25 protein-coding genes are annotated in these 24957 nt (G+C 72.3%); 11 read left to right on the top strand and 14 right to left on the bottom strand.

All coding sequences use genetic code 11. The features are described 5' to 3' along the window. Window positions 1–31: 31 nt before the first annotated feature. The 4 genes from ACFYOJ_RS34995 to ACFYOJ_RS34980 all read right to left on the bottom strand — a co-directional run bounded on the left by ACFYOJ_RS34995 (window position 32) and on the right by ACFYOJ_RS34980 (window position 4147). Window positions 32–1507: an ATP-binding protein gene (locus ACFYOJ_RS34995; RefSeq protein ID WP_388598559.1), complete on the bottom strand. Its 1476-nt coding sequence runs from the start codon at window positions 1505–1507 to the stop codon at window positions 32–34. Next, window positions 1508–2317, bottom strand: a complete 810-nt coding sequence (locus tag ACFYOJ_RS34990) for a response regulator transcription factor (RefSeq protein ID WP_356556603.1) — start codon at window positions 2315–2317, stop codon at window positions 1508–1510. A gap of 61 nt (window positions 2318–2378) precedes the next feature. Continuing rightward, window positions 2379–3041 carry a CE1759 family FMN reductase gene (locus ACFYOJ_RS34985; protein WP_356556602.1) on the bottom strand — a complete coding sequence of 221 codons (663 nt, stop codon included), beginning with the start codon at window positions 3039–3041 and terminating at the stop codon, window positions 2379–2381. Beyond that, on the bottom strand, window positions 3038–4147 hold the full coding sequence (locus ACFYOJ_RS34980; RefSeq protein ID WP_356556601.1) for an LLM class flavin-dependent oxidoreductase: 1110 nt from the start codon (window positions 4145–4147) through the stop codon (window positions 3038–3040). Before ACFYOJ_RS34980 ends, ACFYOJ_RS34985 begins: the two co-directional genes overlap by 4 nt. Window positions 4148–4285: 138 nt before the next feature. On the opposite strand from ACFYOJ_RS34980, the gene ACFYOJ_RS34975 reads away from it, so the two are divergent. Together ACFYOJ_RS34975 and ACFYOJ_RS34970 are read left to right on the top strand one after the other, a co-directional pair. Further along, window positions 4286–4624 carry a YnfA family protein gene (locus ACFYOJ_RS34975; RefSeq protein WP_356556600.1) on the top strand — a complete coding sequence of 113 codons (339 nt, stop codon included), beginning with the start codon at window positions 4286–4288 and terminating at the stop codon, window positions 4622–4624. Between the two features lie 52 nt (window positions 4625–4676). Beyond that, window positions 4677–5456 carry an SDR family NAD(P)-dependent oxidoreductase gene (locus tag ACFYOJ_RS34970; protein WP_356556599.1) on the top strand — a complete coding sequence of 260 codons (780 nt, stop codon included), beginning with the start codon at window positions 4677–4679 and terminating at the stop codon, window positions 5454–5456. 10 nt (window positions 5457–5466) lie between these two features. Here ACFYOJ_RS34970 and ACFYOJ_RS34965 read toward each other — a convergent pair whose 3' ends face one another. After that, window positions 5467–6660 (bottom strand): RtcB family protein, encoded by a 1194-nt coding sequence (locus tag ACFYOJ_RS34965; RefSeq protein ID WP_356556598.1) that lies wholly within the window; start codon window positions 6658–6660, stop codon window positions 5467–5469. A gap of 204 nt (window positions 6661–6864) precedes the next feature. On the opposite strand from ACFYOJ_RS34965, the gene ACFYOJ_RS34960 reads away from it, so the two are divergent. From ACFYOJ_RS34960 to ACFYOJ_RS34945, 4 genes are all read left to right on the top strand, one after another. After that, window positions 6865–7782: a DUF3558 domain-containing protein gene (locus ACFYOJ_RS34960; RefSeq protein WP_356556597.1), complete on the top strand. Its 918-nt coding sequence runs from the start codon at window positions 6865–6867 to the stop codon at window positions 7780–7782. Window positions 7783–7900: 118 nt separating this feature from the next. Continuing rightward, window positions 7901–8815, top strand: coding sequence for a DUF3558 family protein (locus tag ACFYOJ_RS34955; protein WP_356556596.1), 915 nt, complete (start codon window positions 7901–7903; stop codon window positions 8813–8815). A gap of 90 nt (window positions 8816–8905) precedes the next feature. Continuing rightward, on the top strand, window positions 8906–10204 hold the full coding sequence (locus tag ACFYOJ_RS34950) for a DUF2637 domain-containing protein (protein WP_356556595.1): 1299 nt from the start codon (window positions 8906–8908) through the stop codon (window positions 10202–10204). Window positions 10205–10261: 57 nt separating this feature from the next. Continuing rightward, a complete protein-coding gene (locus tag ACFYOJ_RS34945) occupies window positions 10262–10645 on the top strand; it encodes a hypothetical protein (protein ID WP_356556594.1) in 384 nt (127 codons plus the stop codon). A gap of 95 nt (window positions 10646–10740) precedes the next feature. Here ACFYOJ_RS34945 and lysS read toward each other — a convergent pair whose 3' ends face one another. After that, window positions 10741–12483 carry a lysine--tRNA ligase gene (lysS, locus tag ACFYOJ_RS34940; protein WP_356556593.1) on the bottom strand — a complete coding sequence of 581 codons (1743 nt, stop codon included), beginning with the start codon at window positions 12481–12483 and terminating at the stop codon, window positions 10741–10743. Window positions 12484–12766: 283 nt separating this feature from the next. Between lysS and argS the strand changes: the two genes are divergently transcribed. Beyond that, a complete protein-coding gene (gene argS / locus ACFYOJ_RS34935; protein WP_356556592.1) occupies window positions 12767–14521 on the top strand; it encodes an arginine--tRNA ligase in 1755 nt (584 codons plus the stop codon). A gap of 89 nt (window positions 14522–14610) precedes the next feature. On the opposite strand, the gene ACFYOJ_RS34930 is transcribed toward argS, so the two are convergent. The 3 genes from ACFYOJ_RS34930 to ACFYOJ_RS34920 form a co-directional block, all read right to left on the bottom strand. Next, complete coding sequence (locus ACFYOJ_RS34930; protein ID WP_356556591.1) at window positions 14611–15456, bottom strand: arylamine N-acetyltransferase; 846 nt, start codon at window positions 15454–15456, stop codon at window positions 14611–14613. Between the two features lie 9 nt (window positions 15457–15465). Beyond that, on the bottom strand, window positions 15466–16752 hold the full coding sequence (locus tag ACFYOJ_RS34925) for a PLP-dependent aminotransferase family protein (protein ID WP_356556590.1): 1287 nt from the start codon (window positions 16750–16752) through the stop codon (window positions 15466–15468). Window positions 16753–16820: 68 nt separating this feature from the next. After that, window positions 16821–18398 (bottom strand): helix-turn-helix domain-containing protein, encoded by a 1578-nt coding sequence (locus ACFYOJ_RS34920; protein ID WP_356556589.1) that lies wholly within the window; start codon window positions 18396–18398, stop codon window positions 16821–16823. Window positions 18399–18606: 208 nt separating this feature from the next. Between ACFYOJ_RS34920 and ACFYOJ_RS34915 the strand changes: the two genes are divergently transcribed. Beyond that, entirely contained in the window at window positions 18607–19350 is a 744-nt protein-coding gene (locus tag ACFYOJ_RS34915; RefSeq protein ID WP_356556588.1) for a DUF4232 domain-containing protein, read from the top strand. A gap of 43 nt (window positions 19351–19393) precedes the next feature. On the opposite strand, the gene hemB is transcribed toward ACFYOJ_RS34915, so the two are convergent. Then, entirely contained in the window at window positions 19394–20386 is a 993-nt protein-coding gene (gene hemB / locus ACFYOJ_RS34910) for a porphobilinogen synthase (RefSeq protein WP_356556587.1), read from the bottom strand. 91 nt (window positions 20387–20477) lie between these two features. After that, on the bottom strand, window positions 20478–20711 hold the full coding sequence (locus ACFYOJ_RS34905; protein ID WP_356556586.1) for a hypothetical protein: 234 nt from the start codon (window positions 20709–20711) through the stop codon (window positions 20478–20480). Window positions 20712–20984: 273 nt separating this feature from the next. Between ACFYOJ_RS34905 and ACFYOJ_RS34900 the strand changes: the two genes are divergently transcribed. Continuing rightward, window positions 20985–21581, top strand: a complete 597-nt coding sequence (locus tag ACFYOJ_RS34900) for a dihydrofolate reductase family protein (RefSeq protein WP_356556585.1) — start codon at window positions 20985–20987, stop codon at window positions 21579–21581. An 18-nt stretch (window positions 21582–21599) separates the two neighbouring features. On the opposite strand, the gene ACFYOJ_RS34895 is transcribed toward ACFYOJ_RS34900, so the two are convergent. The 3 genes from ACFYOJ_RS34895 to ACFYOJ_RS34885 all read right to left on the bottom strand — a co-directional run bounded on the left by ACFYOJ_RS34895 (window position 21600) and on the right by ACFYOJ_RS34885 (window position 23731). Continuing rightward, entirely contained in the window at window positions 21600–21887 is a 288-nt protein-coding gene (locus ACFYOJ_RS34895; protein WP_356556584.1) for a hypothetical protein, read from the bottom strand. Window positions 21888–22001: 114 nt separating this feature from the next. After that, on the bottom strand, window positions 22002–22997 hold the full coding sequence (locus ACFYOJ_RS34890; RefSeq protein ID WP_356556583.1) for a helix-turn-helix domain-containing protein: 996 nt from the start codon (window positions 22995–22997) through the stop codon (window positions 22002–22004). Between the two features lie 308 nt (window positions 22998–23305). Beyond that, window positions 23306–23731 (bottom strand): ATP-binding protein, encoded by a 426-nt coding sequence (locus ACFYOJ_RS34885; RefSeq protein ID WP_356556582.1) that lies wholly within the window; start codon window positions 23729–23731, stop codon window positions 23306–23308. Window positions 23732–23890: 159 nt separating this feature from the next. On the opposite strand from ACFYOJ_RS34885, the gene ACFYOJ_RS34880 reads away from it, so the two are divergent. Together ACFYOJ_RS34880 and ACFYOJ_RS34875 are read left to right on the top strand one after the other, a co-directional pair. Further along, window positions 23891–24724 carry a helix-turn-helix transcriptional regulator gene (locus ACFYOJ_RS34880; RefSeq protein WP_356556581.1) on the top strand — a complete coding sequence of 278 codons (834 nt, stop codon included), beginning with the start codon at window positions 23891–23893 and terminating at the stop codon, window positions 24722–24724. Next, complete coding sequence (locus ACFYOJ_RS34875; RefSeq protein WP_356556580.1) at window positions 24721–24915, top strand: DUF397 domain-containing protein; 195 nt, start codon at window positions 24721–24723, stop codon at window positions 24913–24915. The genes ACFYOJ_RS34880 and ACFYOJ_RS34875 overlap by 4 nt, the downstream gene beginning before the upstream one ends. The last annotated feature ends 42 nt before the right edge of the window (window positions 24916–24957 follow it).

The following is a 24957-nucleotide window of genomic DNA, read 5'->3' as shown; positions in this document are numbered from 1 at the left end:
GCGTCTCCGCGCCGCCGTCCGCGCCGCGCCGTCAGTCCGCGGTGGCGTCCGGCGGGTCCCCGTCCTGTGCCGGGACGCCGCGCACCGTGAAGCCGATCACCGACCCGCCCCCGTCCCGCCGCGCGGCGAACGGCGTCCCGCCGTGCGCCAGCGCCACCTCCCGGACGATGGACAGACCCAGGCCCGAGCCGGGCCGGGAGCGGGCCTCGGCGGCACGGTAGAAACGGTCGAAGACACGGTCCAGGTCGGTGTCGGTGATGCCGGGGCCGCGGTCGCGGACCTCGACGCGGACCGTGCCGGGGCGGGCCGGACCGGCGACGGTGACCTCGATGGGCCCGGTGCCCTCCGGGTCGAACTTCGCCGCGTTCTCGACCAGGTTGGAGATCGCCCGGGTCAGCAACGCCGGCCTGCCGTCCGTCGTCGTGTCCCCGCAGGCCCGGACGCTGACCTCACGCCCGGTGCGGCGCCGCGCGTGGGTCGCCACCGCGTACGCGATCTCCCCCAGGTCGACGCGCCGCACCGGCTCCGTCCCGGACTGGCCGGCCGCCAGCTCGACCAGTTCGTTGACCAGGTCGGTCAGCTCCCGGGCCTCCTGCGTCAGGTCGGCGACCAGTTCCTCGCGCGCGGCGGGCGGCAGCTCGTCGATCCGGCGCAGCAGCGAGATGTTGGCCCGCAGCGAGGTCAGCGGGGTGCGCAGCTCGTGGCCCGCGTCCTGGACCAGACGCCGCTGGTCCTCCTCCGACTGGGCGAGCCGGCCCAGCATGCGGTCGAAGGCGCGGCCCAGCCGGCCCACCTCGTCGTACCCGGTGACCGGGACCTGGATGCCGAGCCGGCGGGTGCGGGCGACGTCCTCGGCGGCCGAGGTCAGGGCGATCAGGCGCCGCGTGATGTGCCGTGCCAGCCACCAGCCGAACAGGCCCGCCGCGGTCACCACCGCGCCCATCAGCACCCAGGTCCGCCGCTGCAGGGCCCGCAGCAGGTCCTCGGTGTCGCTGAACTCCTGCGCCACCTGCACCGCGCCCCGGCCCTCGCCGAGGGCGACGGTCGCGATCCGGAAGACGTCGTCGCCGACGTCCACGTCCTTGTGCTGGACCATCCGCCCGGCCGCCGCCGCGCCCGCCGTGCGCCGGTCGGAGGCGGTCACCGGCAGCCGGCGCCCCGCCGGGTCGGAGACCTCGCCGTCCGGCCCGAGCACCTGCACGTCCGTACGGGCGGGGCGCACGATGTCGTGGCCCGGCGCCGAGGAGGAGAAGTCGTCCGGCGACATCCGCCGCTGGCGCACCTCGGCCCGCAGATCCTGCACGACCCGGTCGAACACGGACTCCTGGTCCACCCGCACCAGCCGCGCGGCGGCGGTGTACGACAGCACGCCGACGAGGACGGTGACCACGGCCGCCACCGTCGCGAACGACACGGCGAACGTCGTCCGCAGCGACAGCAGCCGCGCCCGCCGCCCGCGGCCGCCGCCCGGCACGCCCTGCACACCCGCTCGGGGCGGAGCGCCCACTCAGTCCTCCCGCAGCACGTAGCCCACGCCGCGCACGGTCTGGATCGGCTGCGGCACGCCCGGCTGGTCCAGCTTGCGGCGCAGGTAGCCGACGTAGACGGCGAGATTCTTCGAGCCGGGGCCGAAGTCGTAGCCCCAGATGCGGTCGTAGATGGTGGAGTGGTCGAGGACGATGCCGGCGTTGCGGACCAGCAGCTCCAGCAGCCCGAACTCGGTGCGGGTCAGCACCAGCTCCCGCTCGCCCCGCCAGGCCCGGCGGGCCTGCGGGTCCACGCGCACCCCGGCCGCCTCCAGACACCGGCCGCCGCTCCCCCCGCCTCCCGCCGCCCGCCCGGGTACGTCCTCCCCCGCCGCCGGGGCGTCCCCGGCCGTACCTGCTCCCGGGCCCGTCGCCCCCGCGTCCGGGCCCGCCGTCACCGCCCCGGTGCCGTCCGTCTCCGTCCGGTCGGTGCGGCGCAGCAGCGCGCGCAGCCGGGCGAAGACCTCCTCGACGTCGAACGGCTTGACCACGTAGTCGTCGGCGCCCGCGTCCAGGCCCGCGATGCGGTCGGCCGTCTCCACCAGCGCCGTCAGCATCAGGATCGGCGTGCTGTCGCCCTCGGCGCGCAGCTCCCGGCAGACCTGGAGGCCGTCGACGCCCGGCATCATCACGTCCAGGACCAGCACGTCCGGGCGGCCGGTGCGGGCCTGCGCCAGCGCACCGGCGCCGTCGGCCACCGCGGTGACCCGGTAGCCCTCCAGGGTGAGGGCACGCTCCAGGGCATGCCGGATGGCGCGGTCGTCCTCGGCGAGCAGCACGGTGCGGGTCACCCGTCCAGTCTGCCAAGGCCGGTGACCCCGCGGCCGGGCGGCCGGGTTCCCCGCCCGGCTCTCACCCCGCGGGCCGCAGCGCGGCGAGCCGCTCCTCGAAGGGGACGACGCCCGGGTCCGCGTCCGCGGGCTTCCGGGCCGCCGACAGCCCGGTCATGAGCGCGGCCAGTTCCCCGGCCGCGCGCCGGACACGTCCGTCGAGCCCTTCGGTGCCCCAGTCCTCGGAGGCGGCGTAGACGCCCGTGGGGACCACGACGGCCTTGAGGTGGGCGAAGAGCGGCCGGTGGGGGTGCCCCCGCGTGAGCGCATTCGAGCGTGGGGGAGCGTGGTCCAGGACCAGGGAGTGGCGGGCGGTGCCGCCGGTCGCGGCGATCAGCACCGGCTTGCCGGCGAGGGCGTCCTGCTCGGTGGCGCCCAGCGCGTCGAAGAAGGACTTGAACAGCCCGCTGTACGACGCCGAGGCCGCATCGAGGCGCGCCTCCGGCACGACCGGCGTGACGACGATCAGGCCGTCCGCCTCCCGCACGGCGTCGAAGGCGGCGGACAGCTCCCGGCCGGGGAAGCCGTTGGTGAAGGTGTGCGCGATCTCCACCGCGAGGTCGCGCAGCTCGATCACCCGCACCCCGGCCGAGGTCTCCCCGGTGGTCGCGGCGGCCAGCCGGTCGGCGAGCAGCCGGGTGGAGGAGGGGACGCTCAGTCCCGCGGAGACGACGACGAGCTTCATGCCCGCGTTCCTTCATGCTCAGCGGCGCGCGTGCCGTCCTGGGCGGCCAGCAGCGAGGCGTGGGTGGGGGCGTCCGGCACGTTCGCCGGACGGTTCCTGGCGAACTCCTCGCGCAGCACCGGCACGACCTGTTCGCCGAGCAGGTCGATCTGTTCCAGCACGGTCTTCAGGGGCAGACCGGCGTGGTCCATCAGGAACAGCTGGCGCTGGTAGTCACCGGCGTACTCGCGGAAGCCCAGCGTCTTCTCGATGACCTGCTGCGGGGAGCCGACGGTCAGCGGGGTCTGCGCGGTGAACTCCTCCAGCGACGGCCCGTGCCCGTAGACGGGGGCGACGTCGAAGTAGGGGCGGAACTCGCGCACCGCGTCCTGGGAGTTCTTCCGCATGAACACCTGGCCGCCCAGGCCGACGATCGCCTGCTCGGGGGTGCCGTGCCCGTAGTGGGCGTAGCGGGAGCGGTAGAACTCGACCATGCGCCTGGTGTGGTCGGCGGGCCAGAAGATGTTGTTGTGGAAGAAGCCGTCGCCGTAGTACGCGGCCTGCTCGGCGATCTCCGGGGAGCGGATCGAGCCGTGCCACACGAACGGCGCCACCCCGTCCAGCGGGCGCGGCGTGGAGGTGAAGCCCTGCAGCGGGGTGCGGAACTTTCCCTCCCAGTCGACGACGTCCTCGCGCCACAGCCGGCGCAGCAGGGCGTAGTTCTCGACGGCGAGGTTGATGCCCTCGCGGATGTCCTTGCCGAACCAGGGATAGACCGGGCCGGTGTTGCCGCGGCCCATCATCAGGTCGACCCGGCCGTCGGCCAGGTGCTGGAGCATCGCGTAGTCCTCGGCGATCTTCACCGGGTCGTTCGTGGTGATCAGCGTCGTGGCCGTGGACAGGAGCAGCCTCTCGGTGCGGGCCGCGATGTAGCCGAGCATCGTGGTCGGCGACGAGGGCACGAACGGCGGGTTGTGGTGCTCGCCGGTCGCGAAGACGTCCAGGCCCACCTCCTCGGCCTTCAGCGCGATGGCGACCATGGCCTTGATGCGCTCACGCTCGGTCGGCGTACGCCCCGTGGTCGGGTCCGGGGTGACGTCGCCGACGGTGAAGATGCCGAACTGCATGGTCGCTCAACCTCCAAGTTGTTGACCGTTCAACCATACCTTCCGAACGATCCGCCCCCGGACGTTATTCCGCCCCCGGCCCCGCCCCGGCCCGTTCCCCCGCCCCGGCCCACTCCCCCGCCGTGCGAAGCTGCCCGCATGCTCGTCCTGCGCTCCGCCGCCCTGTTCGCCGTCGCCGCCCTGTTCGAGATCGGCGGCGCCTGGCTGGTCTGGCAGGGGGTGCGCGAGCAGCGCGGCTGGCTCTGGGCCGCCGGCGGCGTCCTCGCCCTCGGCGCCTACGGCTTCGTCGCCACCTTCCAGCCCGACGCCCACTTCGGCCGCATCCTCGCCGCGTACGGCGGGATCTTCGTCGCCGGCTCGATCCTGTGGGGCGTGGTCGCCGACGGTTACCGCCCCGACCGCTGGGACATCACCGGGGCCCTGGTCTGCCTCGCCGGGATGGCGCTCATCATGTGGGCACCCCGCAACGGCGGCTGAACCACGTCCTACGCTGGGCGGCAACCGGCAGTACCCGACCGAGGAGCAGCCCATGGCCACCGCAGCCGCCCCGTCCGCCGCCTCCCGCATCGCCGTCGTCACCGGTGCGAGCAGCGGCATCGGCGCCGCCACGGCCCGGCAGCTCGCCGCCGCCGGCTACCGCGTCGTCCTCACCGCCCGCCGCAAGGACCGCATCGAGGCGCTCGCGGAGGAGATCCGGGCCGCCGGCCACCAGGCGACGGCCTACCCCCTCGACGTCACCGACCGCGCCGCCGTCGACGAGTTCGCCACCGCCTTCAGGACCGTCGGCGTCCTCGTCAACAACGCGGGCGGCGCGCTCGGCGCCGACCCGGTGGCCACCGGCGACCCGGACGACTGGCGCCGCATGTACGAGACGAACGTCCTCGGCACCCTCAACATCACCCAGGCCCTGCTCCCCAAGCTGGACGCGAGCGGCGACGGCACGGTCGTCGTCGTCTCCTCGACCGCCGGCCACGGCACCTACGAGGGCGGCGCCGGTTACGTCGCCGCCAAGCACGGCGAGCACGTCCTCGCCGAGACCCTCCGCCTGGAGATCGTCGGCCGCCCCGTCCGCGTCATCGAGATCGCGCCCGGCATGGTGAAGACCGAGGAGTTCGCCCTGACCCGCTTCGGCGGCGACGAGGAGAAGGCGGCCAAGGTCTACCAGGGCGTCGCCGAGCCCCTGACCGCCGACGACGTCGCCGACACCATCACCTGGGCGGTCACCCGCCCCGCCCACGTCAACATCGACCTCCTGGTCGTCCGCCCCCGCGCCCAGGCCTCCCACACGAAGATCCACCGGGAGGCGTGAGGCCGACGCGTCAGCCCTTCACGCAGACGACCTGCTTCAGCTTCGCCACGACCTCCACGAGGTCGCGCTGCTGGTCGATGACCTGCTCGATCGGCTTGTAGGCGCCCGGGATCTCGTCCACGACGCCGGAGTCCTTGCGGCACTCCACGCCCCGCGTCTGCTCCTCCAGATCCTTGGCGGTGAAGCGCCGCTTGGCCGCGTTCCGGCTCATGCGGCGGCCGGCGCCGTGGGAGGCGGAGTTGAAGGACTTGTCGTTGCCGAGGCCCTTCACGATGTACGAGCCCGTGCCCATGGAGCCGGGGATGATCCCGTAGTCCCCGGCTCCGGCGCGGATCGCGCCCTTGCGGGTCACCAGCAGGTCCATGCCGTCGTACCGCTCCTCGGCCACGTAGTTGTGGTGGCAGGAGATCTCCCGCTCGAAGACCGGCCTGGCCTTCTTGAACTCCTTGCTGATCACGTCCTTCAGGAGCGCCATCATCAGGGTGCGGTTGTACTTCGCGTACTCCTGCGCCCAGAACAGGTCGTTGCGGTACGCCGCCATCTGCGGGGTGTCCGCGACGAACACCGCGAGGTCGCGGTCGACCAGGCCCTGGTTGTGCGGGAGCTTCTGCGCGACGCCGATGTGGTGCTCGGCCAGCTCCTTGCCGATGTTGCGGGACCCGGAGTGCAGCATCAGCCAGACAGAACCGGTCGTATCTATGCAGACTTCGACAAAATGATTGCCGGATCCAAGCGTCCCCATCTGCTTACCGGCCCGCTCGTGACGGAACCTGACCGCCTCCGCCACCCCGTCGAACCGTGCCCAGAAGTCGTCCCACCCGGCCGTCGCCAGTCCGTGGAACCGTCCCGGGTCGAGGGGGTCGTCGTGCATCCCGCGGCCCACCGGGATCGCCTGCTCGATCTTCGACCGCAGCCGGGACAGGTCGCCGGGGAGATCGTTCGCCGTCAGCGACGTCTTCACCGCGGACATCCCGCAGCCGATGTCCACACCCACCGCCGCCGGGCACACCGCGCCCCGCATCGCGATCACGGACCCGACCGTCGCGCCCTTGCCGTAGTGCACGTCCGGCATGACCGCGAGGCCCTTGATCCACGGCAGGGTCGCCACGTTGCGCAGCTGCTGGAGCGCGCCCTCCTCCACCGTCGCCGGGTCGGTCCACATCCGGATGGGCACCTTCGCACCCGGCATCTCCACGTACGACATATCGTCCTCTTTCCCCCGGAAACGCACAGAAGTCTCGAAGCGCAAAAACCGTCGCCAAGGGCAGCGAAAAGGTCGGCTGACCGGCGTTCACGGCGGCGCGTGCGATACACATTGTCTGCAGGCGGTGCCCCCGCGCGGCAAGCGAATAAGCCGCGGGGACGCTGGAGAACCGATCACAGCCCCACCGGCGAGAGGAGCCGCACCGTGCAGCGGAAGGCCTACGTATCCGGCGCCGCCGTCCTGCTGGCGGCGCTGCTGGCCGGCTGCACCGGCGGCTCGGGCGGCGGTGCCACGACGGACGACTCCAACCCCGGCCTGCCGGGCGTCACCGGCCAGGCCGCCCGGCCCGGCAAGTACCGCACGCTCCCCGAGCCGTGCACCGCGGTCGGCCGCAAGAGCCTCGACCTGCTGCTGCCCGGCATCAAGGAACTGCCCGACGAACTGCAGCGGCAGAAGGCGTACGCGGGTGAGGCGACGCTCGCGTACGACACCGACCGCAAGGTCGGCTGCCGTTGGAAGGTCGAGTCGGCGGACGCCACCGACCATCTCTTCGTCGACTTCGAGCGGGTCGTGTCCTACGACCACTCCGTGAGCGACGACAGCCAGGCCGAACAGCTCTTCGCCGAGCGGGTGGAGGCGGCCGACCTGCCCGAACCGGCCGTGTCGGAGTCGGGGTCGGAGACGGAGTCGGGGTCGGAATCGGCGTCGGGGTCGGAATCGGCGTCGCCCTCCGAGTCCTCTTCCGGGACCCCTTCCGGGTCCGCGTCCGGGTCCGCGTCCGGAACGCCGTCCGCCGGGCCGAGTTCCTCCGCCACCGCCTCGGTCTCCGGTTCCGCGCCGGCCACCGGCCCGTCCGCCACGGACGGTGTCCCTCCCGCCGATCTCCAGCCGCGCCTCCTCGACGATCTGGGCGACGAGGCGTTCCTGGACGACGAGCTGAGCGGCTCCGGTCCGACGGCGAAACGGCGCACGGTGACTGTGGCGTTCCGCACGTCGAACGTTCTGGTGACCATCGAGTACGCGGAGCAGCCGGCCACCGTGGGGATCGTGCCTGACAGCGAGGAAATGCAGGACAGGGCGCGGGAACTGGCCTCCCAGCTGGCCGATTCGCTGGGCGGGTGAGCCTTGTCCGGTGCGCGTGGCGGCCGGCCGTGAGGGGTGGGGAGCCGGACCCCGGGTCGAGATCAACGCGTACGGTGGCCCCTCGGACCCCGTTCCGAACGCAGGAACCACGAGTGCCATGAGTGAAGGAACCATGCAGCGACGAGCCCAGCGTGACCAGCGAGCCAAGCGTCTTTCCCGCGTTCTTGTCGGCGCGGCAGCCGTCCCCGTGATGCTGGTGGCAGCCGGCTGCTCCTCGGACTCCGGTTCGGACGAGGGCAAGGAGAAGGCCGCGGACAAGCCGGCCGCGTCCGCGTCCCCGTCCGCGAGTCCGTCCCCGACGGTGCGGGCGGCGGCGTACGGGAAGCTTCCGGAGCCGTGTTCGGTGCTGTCGGAGAAGACGCTGGACGAGCTGGTGCCGAAGGCCGGTGACGGCAAGGAGGGCACGTCGAACGACACGGCGACGCGCGGCAGTTGTTCCTGGGACAGCCTGGACGACAACGGTGTGAAGGGGTCGCAGTTCCGCTGGCTGAGCGTGTCCCTGCTGCGTTTCGACTCGGACGTGGTGCGCGGCGAGGGCGAGAAGCTGGCGCACGACTTCTACACGAAGCAACTGCAGGACACGCAGGCCGCCGAGGGTGCGAAGGACGTGAAGACCACGCCGGTGAGCGGTACGGGCGACGAGGCGTCGCTCGTGAGCTACGACCTGAAGAAGAAGGAAGGCACCTTCAAGCAGCAGACGGTGGTCGCGCGCGCCGAGAACGTCGTCGTCACCGTCGACTACAACGGTGCGGGTCTGGCCGGTGACAAGACGCCGGACGCCGGTGAGCTGGCGAAGGACGCCGAGAAGGCGGCCGAGGAGGCCGTGGCCGCGGTGGTGAAGGCCAACGGCGGGGGCGGTGCGGCGAGCAGCTCGCCGTCGACGTCCTCGGAGGCGTCCCAGGAGCCGGGCGGCGGCTCGGGTGCCGGCTCGGGCGATGGCTCGGGCAATGGCTCGGAGGACGACTCGGACGACTCCCCCAAGCGTTCCTCGAAGGGTGCCTCGAAGTCGTAGCGTCCCGGGGGGCCCGGCCGGTCATCCGTCCTCCCGTACACATGTGCCACTCTGTTCCGCGCAACGACAGGCACTGGGAGGGGAGTACGGGTGGCCGCGCCACTTCAGCTGACACGGATGCACCGCGTTCTCATCGGCGTGGTCGTCTTCGGCGCCGTCATCATCGCCGGGATCGGTTTCGCGGGTTCGTACGCGGCGGTCCGCGAACTGGCCCTGCAGAAGGGCTTCGGGAACTTCAGTTACGTCTTCCCGATCGGCATCGACGCGGGCATCTGCGTCCTGCTCGCGCTCGATCTGCTGCTGACCTGGATCCGCATACCGTTCCCGCTGCTGCGCCAGACGGCGTGGCTGCTGACGGCCGCGACGATCGCGTTCAACGGCGCGGCGGCCTGGCCGGACCCGCTGGGCGTGGGCATGCACGGTGTGATCCCGGTCCTGTTCGTGGTGTCCGTGGAGGCCGCCCGGCACGCGGTCGGCCGGATAGCGGACATCACGGCGGACAAGCACATGGAGGGTGTCCGCCTCACCCGCTGGGTGCTCTCCCCGCTGCCCACCTTCCTGCTGTGGCGGCGGATGAAGCTGTGGGAGCTGCGGTCCTATGAGCAGGTCATCAAGCTGGAGCAGGAACGTCTCGTCTACCAGGCGCGGCTGCGTTCCCGTTTCGGCCGTTCCTGGCGGCGCAAGGCCCCGGTGGAGTCCCTGATGCCGCTGCGTCTGGCCCGTTACGGCGTTCCCCTGTCCCAGACGGCCCCGGCGGGCCTGGCGGCGGCGGGCATCGAGCCGGCGCTGCTGCCGCCCGCGCCGCAGGAGCAGGCGCAGTCACAGGCCGGGGCGCAGGCCGCGTCGTCGGCCCAGGTGGCCCAGGTGGCTCCGGCGGCGGAGAGGCGTCCCGAGCTGACCGGCGCCCGCGAGGCGGAGCGGCCGCCGCAGGCGCCGGAGCCGGAACCGGACCAGAGCCCGTGGTTCAACACGCCCCGCCAGGTCGAGTACCAGGGCGGTTACGACCCGACGTACGACCCGGCCGAGCAGTACGCCTCGTGGTACGAGGAGCAGCAGCGGGCGGACGAGTACCGGGACCAGTACGAGGAGGAGCCGCCCGTCGACGAGCCCTTCCCGGAGCAGACCGGCAGCTTCCCGATCCCGGTCGTCCCGGTCCGTCCCCATGAGCTGGGCGACGGGGCCGGCGCACCGGTCGAGGAGCCGGACGAGGAGGCGTACTACCAGGTCTTCCGGGAGTCGATAGACGACAGCTTCCCGACGCCGCGGGAGTTCGGCGAGAAGATCGAGGCGACGTACGGCATCTCCCTCCCGGACGCGGAGGCCAAGCGCCTGGTCGTCCGCTTCTCCGACCGCTTCCACGCGGAGCTGGAGGAGAACCACATCGCCTGACCGGCGTGCGGTGGACGCGGCGCAGGGGGCACCCGCCAGTGCAGAAAGGCACCTCTCATGCTCACTTCCGTACCCATCGGATGGCTCTGGCTGCTGGCCGCGGCGTCCGTCACGCTGTCCAGCTGCGTCATGGGCAGTTGGATCCCGCTGCGGGGGTTCCGTATCGTCTTTCCGACGGTGATGGTCGTGGGTTGCCTGCTTCTGATCGTCGTCTGCCGGGCGGAGGGCATCGGCCTGGCCGGGGCGCTCGTCATGTACTCGTGCGCCCACATCGCTCTGGTCCTGGGGCTGCTCCCCCAGCGGAAGATGTTCAAGGACATCCTCGAGCGGTGGCGCAGGGGCGAGGCGACCGACCACATCCGGCCCCCGCGTCGGCACCTGGCCTTCTTCGCCGTCTGCACGGTCGTCGTTCTCTTCGCGGGCTTCGCACTGACCCGCTGAGAACCCGGAGAGCCGCGTAGCGGACTGCACGCGGGCCGATACGAGAGGGGGCGCCCGGCGAACACCGGGCGCCCCCTTCGTCGTGCCGGGTGCGGTCAGTCGCCGAGCAGGGTGCGGACCCGGTCCTGGCCGACCGCGAGGAGCAGCGTGGGCAGGCGCGGGCCGGTGTCGCGGCCGACGAGCAGGTGGTAGAGCAGCGCGAAGAAGGTCCGCTGGGCGGTCTTGATCTCCGGCGGCAGTTCCTTCGGCGTGGCGTCGGCGGAGAAGCCGGCCTGGACCTTGGGCACGCCGTAGACGAGGTGGGTGAGCCCGTCCAGCGACCAGTGCTCGGCGAGTCCGTCGAGCAGCAGCCGCAGGGACTGCCGGGACGGCTCGTCGAGGGACTTGAGCAGCTCGGCGTCGGGCTCGGCGCGGACGATGGTGCGCTGGTCGGCGGGGACGTGGGTGTTGATCCACGCCTCGGCCTTGTCGTAGCGCGGGCGGGCCTCGTCCAGGGAGCCCAGCGGGTTGGCCGGGTCGAGCTCGCTGAGGATGCGCAGCGCCTGGTCCTCGTGGCCGGCGGTGATGTCGGCGACGGAGGCGAGGGTGCGGTACGGCAGCGGCCTGGGCGTCCGCGGCAGCTCACCGGCGGCCGTGCGGACGGCGCGCGAGTGGGCGGCGACGTCGGCGGGCAGCGCGGTGCCGTCGGCGACCTTGGCGTCGAGGCGGTCCCACTCGTCGTAGAGCCGCTGGATCTCCTGGTCGAAGGCGATCTTGAAGGACTGGTTGGGCCTGCGGCGGGCGTAGAGCCAGCGCAGCAGCTGCGGCTCCATGATCTTGAGGGCGTCGCCCGGGGTGGGCACACCGCCCTTGGAGGAGGACATCTTCGCCATGCCGCTGATGCCGACGAAGGCGTACATCGGGCCGATGGGCTGCTCGCCGCCGAAGATGCCGACGATCTGCCCGCCGACCTGGAAGGACGAGCCGGGGGACGAGTGGTCGACGCCGCTGGGCTCGAAGATCACGCCCTCGTAGGCCCAACGCATCGGCCAGTCGACCTTCCAGACCAGCTTGCCGCGGTTGAACTCGCTCAGGCGGACCGTCTCGGAGAAGCCGCAGGCGGTGCAGGCGTAGGTCAGCTCGGTCGAGTCGTCGTCGTAGGAGGTGACGGTGGTCAGGTCCTTCTCGCAGTTGCCGCAGTACGGCTTGTACGGGAAGTAGCCGGCGGAGCCGGAGCTGCCGTCGTCCTCGGCGGCGGCGCCGGAGCCCTCGGCGGCCTCCAGCTCGGCCTCGTCGACGGGCTTCTGCTGCTGCTTCTTCGCCGGGGCCTTCTTGGTGCGGTACTGGGCGAGGATCGCGTCGATGTCCTGGCGGTGCCGCATGGCGTGCAGGATCTGCTCGCGGTAGACGCCGGAGGTGTACTGCGCGGTCTGGCTGATCCCGTCGAACTCGACGCCGAGGCCGGCGAGCGCCTCGATCATCGCGGCCTTGAAGTGCTCGGCCCAGTTCGGGTGCGGGGAGCCCTTCGGGGCCGGGACGGAGGTCAGGGGCTTGCCGATGTGCTCGGCCCAGCTCTCGTCGACGCCGGGGACGCCGGCCGGCACCTTGCGGTAGCGGTCGTAGTCGTCCCAGGAGATCAGGTGCCGGACCTGGTGGCCGCGGCGGCGGATCTCGTCGGCGACGAGGTGCGGGGTCATGACCTCGCGCAGGTTGCCGAGGTGGATGGGGCCGGAGGGGGACAGCCCGGACGCGACGACGACCGGTTTGCCCGGGGCACGACGCTCCGACTCGGCGATGACCTCGTCCGCGAAACGGGAGACCCAGTCGGTGGTCTCTGTGCTCTGAGCCACGATCGGCACGTCCTCTTTCCTGGGGTTTCCTGGGATTCCTGAGTTTTCCTGATGTCCTGCTCAGGCAGCCGGTACGGTCGCACGGCTGGCCGCTCCATTCTCCCAGCCCGGCCCGCATCCGCGAAAACCGCTTTTCCTCGGCGCTCCGAAGGGGCCCGGGACCGCGTCGGTGTGCGGCTCCGCCGCGCGGGCGCGGCCGGCCCCCACCGGCCTGCGGCCAAAAACCGTTTCCCCGCCCGTGGGATACTGACCAGGTCTATCTGAACCCACGAGGAGAACGGCTCCCACTCCTATGGCCTCGGTCACGTCGCTCACCGATCTCGTCAACCAGCAGCTGGCGTCCGCGCTCTCCGCCGTCCGGCCGGAGGCACCCGCGGACCCGCTGCTGCGACGCAGCGACCGGGCGGACTACCAGGCCAACGGCATCCTCGCCCTGGCCAAGAAGGCGAAGGCGAACCCGCGGGAGCTGGCGGCCGAGGTCGTCGCGCGGATCACCACCGGCGGCCTGATCGAGGACGTCGAGGTCTCCGGGCCCGGCTTCCTCAACATCACCGTCGGCGACCGGGCGATCACCGAGAACCTGGCCGCGCGGTACGCGGACGGCGAGCGCCTCGGCGTGCCGCTGAAGGCGGACGCGGGCGTCACGGTCGTCGACTACGCCCAGCCGAACGTGGCGAAGGAGATGCACGTCGGCCACCTGCGGTCGGCGGTCATCGGCGACGCCCTGCGCTCCATGCTCGACTTCACCGGCGAGAAGACGATCGGCCGGCACCACATCGGCGACTGGGGCACCCAGTTCGGCATGCTCATCCAGTACCTGTTCGAGCACCCGGGCGAGCTGGCCCCGGCCGACGAGGTCGACGGCGAGCAGGCCATGTCGAACCTGAACCGGGTGTACAAGGCGTCGCGTGCCCTCTTCGACGCGGACGAGGAGTTCAAGGAGCGGGCCCGCAAGCGGGTCGTCGCCCTCCAGTCCGGCGACAAGGAGACCCTCGAGCTGTGGCAGCAGTTCGTGGACGAGTCGAAGGTGTACTTCTACTCCGTCTTCGAGAAGCTCGACATGGAGATCCGCGACGAGGAGATCGTCGGCGAGTCCGCGTACAACGAGGGCATGCCGGAGACCGCCCGCCTCCTGGAGGAGATGGGCGTCGCGGTGCGCTCCGAGGGCGCGCTGGTGGTGTTCTTCGACGACATCCGCGGCAAGGACGACCAGCCGGTGCCGCTGATCGTGCAGAAGGCCGACGGCGGCTTCGGCTACGCGGCCTCCGACCTGACCGCGATCCGCAACCGCGTCCAGGACCTGCACGCGACGACGCTGCTGTACGTCGTCGACGTGCGCCAGTCGCTGCACTTCAAGATGGTCTTCGAGACGGCCCGCCGGGCGGGCTGGCTGGGCGACGACGTCACCGCGCACAACATGGGCTACGGCACGGTGCTCGGCGCGGACGGCAAGCCGTTCAAGACCCGTGAGGGCGAGACCGTGCGGCTGGAGGACCTGCTGGACGAGGCGGTGCAGCGGGCCGCCGAGGTCGTACGGGAGAAGGCGCGGGACCTCACCGAGGAGGAGATCCGGGAGCGGGCCGCGCAGGTCGGCATCGGCGCCGTGAAGTACGCGGACCTGTCGACGTCGCCGAACCGCGACTACAAGTTCGACCTGGACCAGATGGTCTCGCTCAACGGCGACACCTCCGTCTACCTCCAGTACGCCTACGCCCGGATCCAGTCGATCCTGCGCAAGGCCGGCGAGGTCCGCCCCGCCGCCCACCCGGAGCTGGAGCTGCACGCGGCGGAGCGGGCGCTGGGCCTGCACCTGGACGCGTTCGGGGACACGGTCTTCGAGGCGGCCGCGGAGTACGCCCCGCACAAGCTGACCGCGTACCTGTACCAGCTGGCGTCCCTGTACACGTCCTTCTACGACAAGTGCCCGGTGCTGAAGGCCGAGTCGCCCGAGCAGGTGGCCAACCGCCTGTTCCTGTGCGACCTCACGGCCCGCACCCTGCACCGGGGCATGGCCCTGCTGGGCATCCGGACGCCCGAGCGGCTCTGACCCCTCGCGGGTCCCTCGCGCGTTCGAGCAGGCACGCGGCCCGTCCTCTCCTCGGGGGGAGGACGGGCCGCGGCGTTCCGCCGTGCGTGTCACACCGGCAGCGTCAGCCCCTCGGGGACGTCGATGCCGAAGTCCTCCGCCAGCACCCGGCGGGCCGTCGCCCCGTCCGCCACCTTGTGCTCGGTGACCGTGCCGTCGGCGCGGGTCGTGGTGAGGCGGTCGCCGTCGAGCAGCAGGTGCCGGTCCGCCGTGAGGCGCTGCACGTAGGGGCGGCGGGAGAACGGCGACCGGGGGTTGGTGGCGATGTGCCAGTTGATGACCTCGTAGTCGCTCTGCTCGAACGGCTCCGTCGTGAAGGCGTACTGCCCCTGCCAGCCGGCCTCCGCGGACGCTCCGCGGGCCTGGAGCACCCACATCTCCAGCGGCCCCCGGTGCGGCACGCGCACCAGCCGGTGCCGGCGTCCGGCGTCGTGGAACTCGGTGTCCGCGGTCAGCGGCACCGGCTCCAGCAGGGACCCGACGGCGCCGAAGCCGACGTCGGCCAGGTACGGCAGCGGCTCGCCGGGGACCTCGGCCAGCAGTGCCATGTGGGTGCGGGGGCGGTCCTCGAAGCGGTCGGTGCCGACGACGACCCGTGCGGTCAGCCGGGTCACCCGGAAGCCGAGCGCCTCCAGGGCGAGCGCGAAGAGGGTGTTGTGCTCGTAGCAGTACCCGCCGCGCCGCCGCCCGTGGACCAGCTTGGCCATCAGGTCGGCGGGGGCCAGGGAGGGGGCCCCGCCGCCGAGGGCGTCGAGGTTCTCGAACGGGATGGCCCTGAGGTGGGCGAGGTGCACTCCCCGCAGGGTGGCCGTGTCGGTCCGCCGCTCCCCCTCCCAGCCGATCCGTCCGAGGTACGCGTCGAGGTCGAACGGTGTGGTCGGTGCGCTGTCAGCCATACGGCCACCCTAGGAACGCACCGTCCGCCCCGTCCGCCGGCCGCGGCCGGATCCGGTCCCCGCCTTTCGGCCTAGGACCTGGGACCGCAGTGCCGCGCCCAGCCTGCGCAGTCCCTCCGCGATCTCGTCCGGTGTCTGGGTGACGAAGCACAGCCGCATCGTGGCCCGGTCGGGTCCACCGGCGTGGAAGGGGGCGCCGGGGACGTACGCCACGTCGTGCCGGACCGCCTCGGTCAGCAGGGTGGTGGTGTCGTACCCCTCCGGCAGCCGTGCCCACAGGAACATGCCGCCCTCGGGCCGGGTCCACACCGACCCGGCCGGGAGCGCGTCCGGCAGGCCCGCGAGCATGGCGTCCCGGCGTTCCCCGTAGACGGCGGCGACGCGGGCGACGTGGGCGTCCAGGTCGCTGTCGGCCAGGTAGCGGGCGACGGCGAGCTGGTTGACGGTCGGGGTGTGCAGGTCGGCGGCCTGCTTGGCGACCGCGCACGCCCGGCGCAGCCCGGCGGGCGCCCGCAGCCAGCCCAGGCGCAGGCCGGGTGCCATCACCTTGGAGAAGGAGCCCAGCAGCACGGTGCGGTCCCGGGCGCCGTCCAGGGAGGCGATCCACGGCACGCGTCCGCCCTCGAAACGCAGTTCCCCGTACGGGTCGTCCTCGACGATCCACAGCCCGCACCGGCCGGCGACCTCGGCGACGGCGGCACGGCGGGCGGCGGGCATGGTGCGGCCGGTCGGGTTCGAGAAGGTGGGCACGGTGTAGAACAGCTTGGGCCGCTCGCGTGCCACCAGTTCCTCCAGTGCCGCGGGGTCCACCCCGTCCTCGTCGCCGGGGACCGCGATCACCCGGGCGCCCGCGAGGCCGAAGGCCTGGAGGGCGGCCAGGTAGCAGGGGTTCTCGACGAGGACCGTGTCGCCCGGCTCGATCAGGGCGGTGGCGAGCAGGGACAGTGCCTGCTGGGAGCCGGTGGTGACCAGGATGTCGTCGGCGTCGGTGTCCAGTCCGCGTGCCGTGGTGCGGGCGGCGAGCGCCGCGCGCAGGCCGGGCTCGCCCTCGGTGGTGGAGTACTGGAGCGCCTGCGCGGGCGCCTCGGCGAGGACGGCCCGGAACGCGGCGGCGATGCCCTCGGCGTCGAACAGCAGGGGGGCCGGCAGCCCGCCCGCGAAGTTGATCACCTCGGGACGGGCGGTGACGGCGAGGATGTCCCGGACGGGCGAACCTCCGACCGAACGGGCCCGCGCGGCGAGCGGCGGCGTGGGTGCGGCGGCGGTCGGAGCGGCGGCGGCCTGAGTCGATGTCATGTCCGCAGCCTAGGGAAGTACATGCCGTATACAAGAAGCTTTCCGTGATGCGGACGTGCGGGCGGGCGTCAGCCCTCGTTGGCCAGTTCCCAGGCGTCACTGCCGAGGGGGTACGCGTAGTAGGAGTCGTCCTTCGACGCGCTGGTGCGGAACGGCTTGCCGTGGTCGTCGATGCGCAGGATGCCGTGCCGGTCGCCGCTCGACCACTCCAGCTCCAGGTACCAGCTCACGTCGTGGCCGCTGGTGTGCGCCCGGACGTGGAACACCTCCGGGTCGGACTCGGTGACCTTGTACGGGAAGTCCCGCTGCCCTCCCACCGGCAGCGCCATCGGGGTGCCCATGTCGAGCGCGACGTCGAAGGCCTTGGTGTCCACGCCGCCGCCGCAGCCGTTGCCCATCACGTACTGCTTCCAGTCCAGCGGCGGCCCGCTGTTCACCACGCGGACGTGCAGATCGTTGAGGACCACGGTCTCCTCGCCGGTGCCCTGCACGGTGAGGACGACCGTCTGCCGGTTCGCGGAGACCGCGCCGTAGGCGGTGGCCCAGCCGACGGCGTCCTGCTGCACGGGCGGATCCAGCACGTTCTGCGGACTGCGGTCGATCAGGAAGGCGTGCTCGCACGGCACGGACCAGTAGTACGGGTTGGTCGCCACGGTCAGCGCCGGGCCGGTGGCGGGGGCACGGCGGCCCGGCGCGGCCGTGCTCCCGCGCGACGCGGAGGCCGAGGCGGCCCCGGACGGGTCCGGGGAAGCGGACGCGGAGGCCGAGCCGGACGGCGAGGCGGAGACGCTCCCGCTCGGCGGCGCCGGGCGGGGCACGCTCCCGGCCACCGAGGCGGAGGGCGCCGCGGTGGCCCCGGTGACCGCGCGCCACCCCTCGTCGCCGCCGCCCTGCACGAGGTTCGCCACGAGCACCATGGCACCGGCGACGACGGCGACACCGGTCGCCGCGTACAGCGCGGAGCGCCGCCCCCGGCGACGCGGCGCGGTGCGCCCCGACGGCACGTCCGTCACGGTGACGGGGGCGTCGGCGGGGTGGTGGGTTCCGGCGGGGGTTCCGGCGGGGGCGGCCTGGGAGACGGCGGGGGTGTCGGGGGCGACGGGGCCGGGGGATGCGTCGGAGTCGCCGGTGGTGGCGGAGGTCCTGGGGGCGCCGGTGGTGGCGGGCGGCTGGGAGGCGGCGGCTCCGGGAGCCTGCGCCGCCTCGCCGGTCCGGGCGGTCCGGGACGCCTCCCTCCCCTCGGACGCCTCCGGCGTCCCGGCGCCTTCCCCGGCCTCGGCGGACGCGACGGGCTCGGGCGGCGCGGAGGGCGTGAGGGCCTCGGAGGGCGCGGACGGCCCGGACGTCTTGGATGCCTCGGCCGGCTCGGAGGGTTCCGCCTGGGCGCCTCCCTCCGCCTTCTTCACGCCCCGCAGCGCGTCCGCGCGGATCCAGCGCCGGTGGAGTTCGAGCAACTCCTCGGGGGTGGCCCGGCACACCCGGGCGAGGCGCTCGACGGGCGCGAACTCGACCGGTACGACCTCCCCGCTGACGTACCGGTGCAGTGTCGACGCGCTCATGTGCAGCCGCTTGCCCAGTGCCCCGTAGCTGAGCCCGGACCGTTCCTTGAGCTCCCGCAGCAGTTCCGCGAAGTCGTCCCCCGCCACCGTCTCTCCCTCTCCCGCATTCCCGCACCGCGTCCCAGCAGGACACTGTTTCCCCAGGTCAGAGCCGTTCTCGGCGTCCCATTGTCCCGCATGTCGCGGCACTGCTGGCGGCTGGGACGGCCCGGACCCCAAGCTGTGGTCATCCAAGCAGCCGCACCCGGCGAAGCACCGGGCGGCTCACCACCTTCCACCGGAACGGGGACCCGTCATGTCCGCTCGCACCACCCGCACCCGCCTGTTCGCCGCCACCACGGTCGCGCTGGCCGCACTCGCCCTGACGGCCTGTGAGGGAGGTTCGGACACGGGCGCCGAGAGCGGCCCGTCCGCCTCCACGACGGCCACGGGACAGGCCACCCCGTCCGCCGGCGCCTCCGCCTCCACGGGCGGCGACAAGGGGTCGTCCGGCACGGCGGGTTCGGCCACGGGCGCCGGCAACTCCTCCGGCTCCAACGGCTCCTCCGCCTCCGACGGAACCAACGGTTCCAGCAACAAGGGTAGTTCGGCCGGCGGCAACGGCGGAAAGGGCTCCGGCGCCGAGGACGACGTGCCCGGCAAGTGCTCCGCCTCCGACGTGAGGATCACCGCGAAGAAGGTCTCCCGCCCGATCAACCACCTGCTGCTGACCGCCACCAACACCGGCTCGAAGACCTGCATGCTGCCGCCGTACCCGGCCGCCCGCTTCGGCGATGCCCAGGCGGTGCCGTCGGTCGCGGAGTCGACCAAGCCGCAGTCCCTGACCGGGCTCCAGCCGGGCGGGTCCGGCTACGCCGGGGTGCTGCTGTCGGCCGGCGACGGCAGCGGCGAGAACGGCTACGAGGCGAAGACGCTCACCGTCCCCTTCGAGGACGGCTCCATCGCCACGGTCTCCCTGCCCGCCGGCGGCGTCCACGTCGACTCCACGCTGACGGTCACCTACTGGCAGACGGACATGAACGACGCCCTCTCCTACTGAAGAGGGCACCGGTCCTCGTGCGGAAGGCACCGGCCGAGGTCGCTCAGCGCAGGGTGCGGGCGACCTCGGTGGCCCAGTACGTCAGGATGTTGCGCGCGCCGGCCCGCTTGATGCCGGTGAGCGTCTCCAGGATGGCCCGGTCGCGGTCGATCCAGCCCTTCTCGGCGGCGGCCTCGATCATCGCGTACTCGCCGGAGATCTGGTACGCGGCGACGGGCACGTCCACCGCCTCGGCGACCTTGGCCAGGATGTCGAGGTAGGGGCCGGCCGGCTTCACCATCACCATGTCGGCACCCTCCTCCAGGTCGAGCGCCAGCTCCCGCAGGGACTCGCGCGCGTTGGCACCGTCCTGCTGGTAGGTCTTGCGGTCGCCCTTGAGCGAGGATCCGACGGCCTCGCGGAACGGACCGTAGAAGGCCGAGGCGTACTTCGCGGTGTAGGCGAGGATCGCGACGTCCTCCCGCCCGATCTGGTCGAGGGCGTCGCGGATGACCCCGATCTGCCCGTCCATCATCCCGCTGGGGCCCACCACGTGGGCGCCCGCGTCGGCCTGGACCTGCGCCATCTCGGCGTACCGCTCGAGGGTGGCGTCGTTGTCGACCCGCCCCCGCTCGTCGAGGACGCCGCAGTGGCCGTGGTCGGTGAACTCGTCGAGGCACAGGTCGGACATGACGAGCAGCTCGTCCCCGACCTCGGCCCGTACGTCCCGCAGGGCGACCTGCAGAATCCCGTCCGGGTCGGTCCCGGCCGTCCCGAGGGCGTCCTTCTTGCCCTCCTCGGGCACGCCGAACAGCATGATCCCGGAGACACCGGCCTCGACCGCCTCGGCGGCGGCCTTCTTCAGACTGTCCCGGGTGTGCTGCACGACCCCGGGCATCGCCGCGATCGGCACCGGCTCGCCGATGTCCTCCCGCACGAAGGCGGGCAGGATCAGGTCGGCGGGGTGCAGCCGGGTCTCGGCGACCATCCGACGCATGGCGGGGGTGGTCCGCAGCCGCCGCGGCCGGGTTCCGGGAAAGGATCCGTACGTCGTCATACGACCTACGCTACGCCCGCCCCGCCCATGCCTTTGCCGACGCACAGTCGGCCCTGGCCGGCCACGGCCGGGACGGTCACGGCCGGGACGGTCACGCCTGGGGGCGGTTCTCGATCCTCGCCTGTTCGACCAGTTCCTCGTAGGCGTCGGGGTCGTCCAGGTCGTCCCCGCTCAGCAGGAGCACCGACCAGGGCACCGGGCACGGCGGCGCGTGGTCGGGGTCCGGGCACAGCAGGGCGGTGACGCGCTCCTTGATCCTCTCGGCCTCCTCCCGGCTCGCGTACAGCCCCAGCCGCAGCTCGTGGACGCCTCGCTCTTCGGACACTGGCACACACTCCTGTTCAGGGGGGCGAAGTGGGGGGAACGGGGAGGGCCGGACATGACGCGGGGCCTGGCCACAGCCTCTTCCCCGTTCTACCAGACCCCCTCGGCACCACAACGGCACTCGCCGCACCCCGCCGGAACGGGCACATCGCACTCGGCATCCTGCACTGGCGCGCCCTCGAAACCACCGGCGCCGCGTCACCGCCTCGGCTATCCTGCGCCGGGCCCGCCCCACCGGTTCCGCTCCCTGCCCACCTCACGGAGAGAGCACCGCATGCGCAAGCTCGTGTACTACGTGGCCACCACCCTGGACGGTTTCATCGCCGGCCCCGACGGAGCCGATCCCACGGGCCCGGACGGTTTCTGGCCGATCCCCGAGGACTACCTGCGGCACCTCGCGGCGCACTACCCGGAGACCCTGCCCGGTCCCGCCCGGGCGGCGCTGGGCATCACGGCGGAGGGCACCCGCTTCGACACCGTGCTGGAGGGGAGGCGCAGTTACGAGATCGGCCTGAAGGCCGGTCTGACCGACGCCTTCCCCCACCTGCGCCACCTGGTGTTCTCCCGCACCCTCGCCGAGAGCCCGGACCCGGCCGTCGAACTGGTCGCGACCGACCCGGTGGCGAAGGCGCGGGAGCTGAAGCAGGAGGACGGCAAGGACATCTGGCTGGTGGGCGGCGCCGAACTCGCGAGCTCCCTGTACGACGAGATCGACGAGCTGATCCTCAAGACGGCCCCGCTGACCATCGGCGCCGGCATCCCCCTCTTCTCCCACCGCGCCGCCTTCTCCCCCCGCACCTGGCAGGTCACCGACCGCACCCTCCTCGACAGCGGCGCGTCCTTCACCACCTTCACCCGAGCTTCCGGGTAAGCCGTCCCGCCGACGGCTTCAGAAGATCCCCTCCCGGGCGCACCACTCGGCGAACCCACCGGGCTCGAAGGGGAGACGGTACTTGCCCGCAAGCAGGTCGTCCGTCAGCGCAAGCACCCCGCACTCACCGACGTTGCGCCCGTCCGGTCCGACCAGTTGACGTTCGTGGTGGGCGAAAGCCGCGAGTTGGGCGGGCGTTTCGAGGAGGGACGGTCCGGATCCAGTCGGCGTCGAGAACAGAGTCCAGGTGGCGGTGCTGCGCCGTCCCGTTGCGTGACTCCCCGCGACCACGTCGGGGATCACCACGTGGTGCTCCCCGGGCCAAGGTCGCCATGTCCACCCCGTAGTGACTGGCGGCGCGCACGGCGGCGTCCCGCCCTCTCGGTGACGACCGCCCCGACGGCACTCCCCGCGCGCCGCTCAGGCGGCTCGGGAAGCCTCGCGGACGCTCCCTGCCCCGGCCCGGCAGTCACGGCAGCGGCCGGGGTGCGGGGCCCGGAAGGCACGCTCACAGCCGTCACAGGTCTGGAAGGGGTCGGGGCGGTGGCAGGTGCCCTCGCTCGCCACGGGCGCCGGGGCCGCCGGCAGGGGCGGCGGCAGCAGCTCGGCGAGCCGGTAGGCGAGCACACCGGCCGCGCGCCGCATGTCCGCCGGAAGGTCGAAGGTCAGGACGCGGCGGACGGCGTCGGCCGTGGCGCCCCGCTCGAACCACCGGACGACACCCGGCGCCAACGCGTTCACGTCCCGGGCCGAGAGGATGAGCCGTTCGTCGACGCGGCGCAGCCCCGCCAGCAGGGCGACGGCCTCCTCCCGACGCGGGTCCCCGTCCTCCTCCCGCACCTCGTCCGGAACGGCCGCCCCGGGCTCGTCCACTCGCACACGGGCGGCCGTTGGAGCGGCGTCGCTCCGGGACGGCGACTGCTGTGGCGCCGGGGCGGGTTGGTCGTCCTCCTGGGACGGCTCGGGCGTCGCCGACGCCGCGGGGCGGGCCACGGACTCCCGCTCCCGGACGACGGCCAACGGCCGCTGCCGCACCTCGGGCGACACCAGCCGCTCCGGCACGTGGTGGGCGTACGTCCGCGTCACGATCTTCCCCGTCTCCGAGCGCTCGCGCACCCGCTCCAGGTAGCCGTGCTCCTCCAACTCCCGCAGCGCGGCCGCGATCCGCTGCCGTCCCTCGGGGAAACGCCCGGACAGGGTGCGGATGTCGACGAGCGCACCATCGGGCAGCGAAAAGATGTGCGCGGCCAGCCCGATCGCGGTGAGCGACAACTGGGCGTGCTGGGCGAGGTGGTTGCCGATGACGACGTACTGGGTCGGCTGGTGGATGCGCACCTGGTTGACTCCGGAGTGGGTGGTGGTCCGGCGAACCCCCTGCTTCGGGCGCGCGACGGCACTAGGCTTGTACTCAGCCATGGGGAAGCTCACTTCTTCCTCGTTGGTCAGGCCCTCGCCCGGGAGTCCTACGTCCCGGCGGGGGCCGTTTCCTGTCTCTGGTCGGTCGGTGAAGGCGCGACGTACTCGCCTCACGCCGAGCCTGCACGCCCACGCGCCCGACACGCCACCCATTCGGCGGCTTTTCACCCGCCCGTGTGATCAGGGCCGGGTTTGGTTGGTTGGGTAGGTTTTTTCCCCGGGTTATTTGGTCTTTTACCGCCCGAAGCCCCGCCGCCCGCGATCCCGGGCTTCGGCACGGCGGCCACCCGAGCACCCCTATGAACTGATCATCGGTGAAGATCCAGCTCGGCCCACACGGTCTTCGTCGGCACCGGCCCGCACCGCACGCCCCAGCGATCGGCCAACTCCTCCACGAGCAGCAGCCCGTACCCCGATTCCGCGCCCGTGCCCACAGCCGCCCGGGGACCGGCCGGAAGCCGGTCGCCCCGGGCATCGGTCAGCTCGATGCGGAGAGTGCCCGGCGGGACGAGGGAGAGCGCGAGCCGGAAGCTGCGTCCGGGGACCCGGCCGTGCAGGGCGGCATTCGCCGCGAGTTCGGCCACGACCAGCCGGGCCGGGTCCAACGGCAGCCCCCACTCCCGCAGTTGCTCGGCCGCGAGCAGCCGGGCGAGACGCGCACCGCGACGCGTGGCCGACAGCGGCAGGGAGAAGTGGTGCAACGGAACGCGATGGGTGGAGATTCCCTGATTCATGTCACCCAGCGTGTTCACACGCGCATACGCTGTGAAGACGGCTGGCCCGTGCGGACGGTGGCTGTCCGTGACGCGTCCGGTTCCGTCCGGGCCGTACGGGGTGACCGGGAGCGGGCGCGGGGGTTGGACCGGGGAAGGGCGCGGCGAGAGGGCGGGCGCATGAGCGACGGGGACGTGAACCCGGAGGACGAGGAAGCCGGGGCCGTGATGCGGACGATCGCACGGCAGCTGAAGCTGTGGCGGGAGTCCGCCGGCCTCACCCAGGCGGAGTTCGGGGCGGCCATCGGGTACGGCGAGGAACTGGTCTCCTCGGTGGAACGGGGACGGAGGATTCCCCGCCCGGAGTACCTGGACGCGGCGGACGAGGCGCTGAGCGCGGGCGGCCGGCTCGCGGCGATGAAGAAGGACTTGGCAGAAGTCCGTTATCCCAAGAAGGTGCGGGACGTTCGCCGCCTGGAGATCGAGGCCGTACAGATCTGCTCGTACAACAACTCGGTTGTGGACGGGCTCCTTCAGACCGAAGATTACGCGCGGGCCGTCTTCAGCTCGCGTCGACCGCCGTTCAGCGAGGATGAGTTGGAGCAGAACGTCGCGGCGCGACTGGCCCGCCAGGAGGTCGTCACGAGGGTAACCGCCAGGCCCGTGCTCAGTTTCGTCCTGTGCGAAGCGACGCTACGGCGACCGATCGGGGGCAAGATGGTCATGCGGGGGCAGCTCGAACGACTCCTGGATGCCGCTCGGCTTCCCCACGTCGACCTCCAGGTCCTTCCTCTCGGGAGCGAGGAGAACTCGGGAATCGACGGTTCCTTCCGACTGCTGAAACTCAAGGATGGATCAACCGTGGGACTCGGTGAAGCGGCACTCACCAGCCGCGTCTATTCCAGCCCCAAGGAGACCACCGTCCTCGACATGCGCTATGGGATCATCCGGGCGCAAGCCCTCACGCCGCGGGAGTCCCTGGCCCTCATCGAGCAACTGCGGGAAGACACATGAGCCTCAAGCCCAGCTCCGAGCTGAAGTGGATAAAGAGCAGCTACAGCACGTCCGACGGACCGTCCTGCGTGGAAGTGGCCGCCGTCCCGGAGCGTGTCCTCGTCCGAGACTCCAAGAATCCCACCGGCCCCCGCCTCTCCCTCACCCCCACCACTTGGGCGGCCTTCCTGCCGCACGCCGCCGCCCACTGACGCGAACGACAGTGGGGGCGCCCCCAAGGAGCGCCCCCACCT

It is taken from the genome of Streptomyces sp. NPDC006384, from assembly GCF_042870695.1.
GTDB lineage: Bacteria > Actinomycetota > Actinomycetes > Streptomycetales > Streptomycetaceae > Streptomyces.
This window is presented reverse-complemented; position numbering and strand designations above follow the sequence as displayed.